The sequence below is a fragment of the Mesorhizobium sp. M7A.F.Ca.CA.002.04.1.1 genome (assembly GCF_004022805.1).
Lineage (GTDB): Bacteria > Pseudomonadota > Alphaproteobacteria > Rhizobiales > Rhizobiaceae > Mesorhizobium > Mesorhizobium ciceri.
This window is the reverse complement of sequence record NZ_RZPL01000560.1, coordinates 1-3,975: the sequence shown is the minus strand read 5'-3', so window position 1 is coordinate 3,975 and position 3,975 is coordinate 1. Positions and strand designations below refer to the sequence as shown.

Here is a 3,975-nt window from a genome sequence, read left to right as displayed (position 1 = left end):
CCTGCTGCGCGACGAACCGCGCGGCGCGCTCGATGCGCTGACGCGCGAGCGCATGCAGACGACGCTGCTCGATCTGTGGACGGCAAGCGATGTCGGCGTGCTGATGGTGACGCATGGCATCGAGGAGGCGCTGGTGCTGGCCACCCGCATCGTCGTGCTGGCGCCTGGCCCGGGCCGCGTGGTGCAAACTTTCGAACCGGGCTTCTCCAGGCGCTACGCATCGGGCGAGGCCATCCGCACCATCAAGGCCGACCCGGCCTTCGCCGCGGCGCGCGGCGAACTAACCGACGCGATCTTCGAAGGAGAGGCGGCATGACCGTTACCTCCTACACCGAGCGGCCGGGACACAAGGTCGACGAGGCCGACGGCCTGTCGGTGCCGTGGTCGCGGTCCAGCCCGAAACGCAAAGGCGTTTCCGCGCGCGCGGTCAGCGTGGTGACCATCCTGGTGGTGCTGGCGCTGTGGGCGCTGTCGGCCCGCCTGCAACTGGTGTCGCCAGTGTTCCTGCCCTCGCCGGTTGCGGTGTGGAACAAGTTCATCACCGTCGCCCGCGACGGCTTCGTCGATGCGACGCTGCTGCAGCATGCCGTCGCCAGCCTGGGCCGGGTTTTCGCCGCGCTGGTCGCCGCCATCCTCGTCGGCGTGCCGGTTGGGCTCGCCATCGGCATCAGCACGATCGGGCGCGGCATCTTCGATCCGCTGCTGGAGTTCCTGCGGCCGATCCCGCCGCTCGCCTACCTGCCGCTGGTCATCATCTGGTTCGGCATCGGCGAACCGTCGAAGATCCTGGTGATCACTATTTCCATGCTGGCGCCGGTGGCATTGTCGACCGCGTCCGGCGTTCGCGGCGTTTCGCAGGAACGCATCAATGCGGCGCGCTCACTGGGCGCTACTCAGCGCCAAGTGGTCCGCCATGTCATCCTGCCCAGCGCGCTGCCGTCGATCCTGACCGGCCTGCGCATCGCGCTCGGCGCCGGCTGGTCGACGCTGGTCGCCGCCGAACTGGTGGCGGCGACGCGCGGGCTTGGTTTCATGATCCAATCGGCCGCCCAGTTCCTCGTCACCGACGTGGTGGTGATGGGCATATTGGTGATCGCGGCCATTGCCTTCGTGCTGGAATTCACCCTCCGCAGGATCGAGCGCGTGCTCGTCCCGTGGGCGGGACGCGAATGATTGGGAATCAGAAGAGCAGGAGAGAATGACGATGACCCATTCCACCGCCGTGCTGTTCGCCCAAGCCGGCAATTGGCTTCTCGCCTGGACCAGGGAAAGCCAGCCGCTTGAACAGCAACCGAAATCGCCAACGCCGGTCCGCTGGGACGCCGAGCGCGACCGCCTGCCGCCACGCGACGAGAGTTTTTACTGGGCCTGGCAGTACTGGTCGCAGTGAGGGGATTGGCGATTGGCACTAGCCCCCGCGTCTTCGTCATCCTAGGGCGAGCAAGGGCGAAGCGACGCAGCGCAGACCCCAGGATGACGAATTCCAGGTAGCCAAAGAAGATAATTCCCATTCTCCCCTCTAACTCGCAAAATCATTCCTCTACTAAATTTATAGAATTACCTAGCCTCATCCATCTTCCAACCGGCGAGGCCATTTCCGGCGCCGATCCGCAGCGAAGGAGAGGGATCAATGTTCAATCTAACGAGACGTGTTTTCGGCATCGGCCTGCTGGCGGCGACGGTTGCCGTGTCGTCCGGCGCCACGGCGCAGGAGCTGAAGCAGTTCAGCATCGGCTATCAGAAGACCGGCCTGCCGGTGATCGCCAGGCAGCAGCAGGTGATCGAGAAGGCACTTGAAGACAAGGGCGTGACGGTCAAGTGGGTCGAGTTCACCGCCGGTCCGCCGCTGGTCGAGGCGCTCAATGTCGGCGCCATCGATGTCGGCTGGACCGGCGACGCGCCGCCGATCTTCGGCCAGTCGGCCGGTGCCAACATCGTCTATGCCGCAGCGCTGCCGTCGAATGGCGAGGGCGAGGCGATCTTCGTCAAGCCGGCGTCGCCGATCCAGTCGGTCGCCGATCTCAAGGGCAAGCGCGTCGGTGTCGGCAAGGGCACCAGCGCGCACAATCTGCTCGTCGCCGCGCTGGAGAAGGCCGGCATCCCGTTCGACCAGATCACGCCGGTCTATCTCAGCCCGGCGGATGCGGCCGCAGCCTTTGCCAGCGACCAGATCGATGCCTGGACCGTCTGGGATCCGTTCTTCGCCATCGCCGAAACCCGCTACCAGCCGCGTGTGCTGGCCCGCTCCAGCGAGGTGCTGAAGGTCAACACCTATTTCCTCGCCAACAAGGACTTCGCCAAGGCGCATCCCGAAACCGTCACCACAACGATATCAGCCTTGGGCGAGGCGGCGAAATGGGCCGACCAGAACCGCGACAAGGTGGCCGCGGCGCTGCATGAGGTGACCGGCGTGCCGCTCGACGCGCAGATCATCGCCGCCAACCGCACCAAATTCGGCGTCTTCCCGATCACCGACGAGATCATCGCCGGCCAGCAGGCGACCGCAGACCGCTTCTTCAAGCTCGGGCTGATCCCGAACGCGGTCCGCATCTCCGACGCGGTGTGGACGGCACCCGGCAACTGACTTGTCCCCTGACGGCGCCGGATGAGAACGCCCGGCGCCATTTGCGTTCGCACCCATATCTCCAGGAGATCCGCCCGTGACTGTGCCAGACATGACCGCGCCTGCCAGCACCGCACCGCTCGATTTCTTCTGGTTCATCCCGACGCATGGCGACGGCTCCTATCTCGGTTCCGAGGAGCAGCAGCGGCCGCCCGAATTCGGCTACTTCAAGGAGATCGCGCAGGCGGTCGACCGGCTCGGCTTTCCCGGCGTGCTGTTGCCGACCGGCCAGAATTGCGAGGATTCCTGGATCACCGCGACGGGCCTCGCGACACTCACCGAAAAACTGAAGTTCCTGGTCGCGCTGCGGCCGGGCGTGACGCTGCCGACTTTCGCCGCACGCCAGACCGCCGCCCTCGATCGCTTGAGCAATGGCCGCCTGCTGCTCAATGTCGTGGTCGGCGGCAACCCGACCGAGCTCGCCGGCGACGGCGTCTTCCTGCCGCATAACGAGCGCTATGCCCAGGCGCATGAATTCCTGACCATCTGGCGCGGCCTGGTGTCCGGCGAGCGGGTCAATTTCAACGGCAAATATTACCGCGTCGAAAATGGCCGCCTCGACCTTCTGCCGCACCAGGAACGGCCGCCGCTCTATTTCGGCGGATCGTCGGATGCCGGCCAGGACCTCGCCGCGGACCTCGTCGACATGTATCTGACCTGGGGCGAACCGCCGGCGCAGGTCGCCGAGAAGCTGGCCGCGGCGCGCGCAAAGGCGGCGCGGCGCGGCAGAAAACTGCGCTTCGGCATCCGGCTGCATTTCATCGTGCGCGAGACCGAGGACGAAGCCTGGCGCGCCGCCGACCGGCTGATCAGCCATGTCACCGACGCCCAGATCGAAAACGCGCAGGCGCGCTTCCTCAACCAGATGGATTCGGTCGGCCAGCGCCGCATGTCGGAGCTGCATGGCGGCCGCCGTGACAGGCTGGTGGTGTCGCCCAATCTGTGGGCCGGCGTCGGGCTGGTGCGCGGCGGCGCCGGCACGGCGCTGGTCGGCACGCCGGAACAGATCGCCGGGCGCATCCGCGAATACCAGGCGATCGGCATCGATACCATCATCGGCTCGGGCTATCCGCATCTCGAGGAGGCCTACCGCGTCGCCGAGCTTCTGTTTCCGAAGCTCGGGCTCGGCACCAGGCGGCAGCGGGCGCATGAGAACATCGCCAACGAATTCTCGGTCGGCTTCCATGGCGCCAACCGCCTGCAGGCTTCGTCATGAGCTTTTCCACGCGCCTGCATAGCAACGCCATCGGCTGGCTGCTGCCGGCGCTGATCATTGCCGGCTGGGAGATTGCCAGCCGCGCCGGCGTCATGCCGGCCAACGTGCTGCCGGCGCGGCTGGCAATCTCCCAGCC

At 66.2% G+C, this 3,975-nt stretch carries 4 protein-coding genes and 2 pseudogenes; all 6 read left to right on the top strand.

Annotated elements, in window-relative coordinates; translation table 11 throughout:
* Nucleotides 1-316, top strand: a pseudogene (tauB, locus tag ENZ75_RS24210) (taurine ABC transporter ATP-binding subunit); the annotation flags it as partial.
* Nucleotides 313-1,173: an ABC transporter permease subunit gene (locus ENZ75_RS24205; RefSeq protein WP_063169611.1), complete on the top strand. Its 861-nt coding sequence runs from the start codon at nucleotides 313-315 to the stop codon at nucleotides 1,171-1,173. The pseudogene tauB and the gene ENZ75_RS24205, both read left to right, overlap by 4 nt.
* Before the next feature lie 31 nt (nucleotides 1,174-1,204).
* Nucleotides 1,205-1,390, top strand: coding sequence for a hypothetical protein (locus ENZ75_RS24200; RefSeq protein ID WP_013528709.1), 186 nt, complete (start codon nucleotides 1,205-1,207; stop codon nucleotides 1,388-1,390).
* Between the two features lie 240 nt (nucleotides 1,391-1,630).
* Entirely contained in the window at nucleotides 1,631-2,584 is a 954-nt protein-coding gene (locus ENZ75_RS24195; RefSeq protein ID WP_127224153.1) for a sulfonate ABC transporter substrate-binding protein, read from the top strand.
* 91 nt (nucleotides 2,585-2,675) lie between these two features.
* Entirely contained in the window at nucleotides 2,676-3,839 is a 1,164-nt protein-coding gene (ssuD, locus tag ENZ75_RS24190) for an FMNH2-dependent alkanesulfonate monooxygenase (RefSeq protein ID WP_063169610.1), read from the top strand.
* Nucleotides 3,836-3,975, top strand: a pseudogene (locus ENZ75_RS35760) (ABC transporter permease); the annotation flags it as partial. The gene ssuD and the pseudogene ENZ75_RS35760, both read left to right, overlap by 4 nt.